This window comes from Pedobacter sp. ASV12 (assembly GCF_016429155.1).
GTDB lineage: Bacteria > Bacteroidota > Bacteroidia > Sphingobacteriales > Sphingobacteriaceae > Pedobacter.
Genome location: NZ_JAELUC010000244.1, coordinates 1 through 547 on the forward strand (window position 1 = coordinate 1; position 547 = coordinate 547).

At 41.1% G+C, this 547-nt stretch carries 1 pseudogene; it reads left to right on the top strand.

The features are described from left to right. Positions 1-66: 66 nt before the first annotated feature. Positions 67-547: pseudogene (locus JHD69_RS20125) on the top strand (SusC/RagA family TonB-linked outer membrane protein); the annotation flags it as partial.

The following is a 547-nucleotide window of genomic DNA, read 5'->3' on the forward strand; positions in this document are numbered from 1 at the left end:
AGATGTGTATAAGAGACAGGCGCTGGTGCGGCTGCTCTTTATGGTTCAGATGCTTCAAACGGTGCGTTGATCATCACAACCAAAAAAGGTAAAAGAGGCGAATCTAACATCAAAGTAGGTAACACGATCAGTTTTGAGCAAGTAAGTTTCTATCCTCAAATGCAAAAATTGTTTGGTTCAGGTTCGTCTCCTGATGTTCAGGAATACCTACCTTACGAGAACCAACAGTATGGTCCTGCTTTCGATGGTACTATTCGTCCATTGGGTACGCCTATTTTTGATGGCCGTTTACAAATGGTACCTTATACTTACAACAGTTCAAAGTATGATTTTTGGGATACTGGTATCACCAACCAAACAGATTTTTCTGTTTCTTCTGGCGATGAGAAATCGACAACTTATGCTGCAGGACAGTATGTAACCGTTAACGGTACAACTCCAAAAGACAAATACAATCGTTTCTCGGCTCGTTTTAACGGAACCCGTGATCTTGGAAACAGAGTGTCAATCGAGTTCAATACCAACTACGTTCAAAACAGATACGATC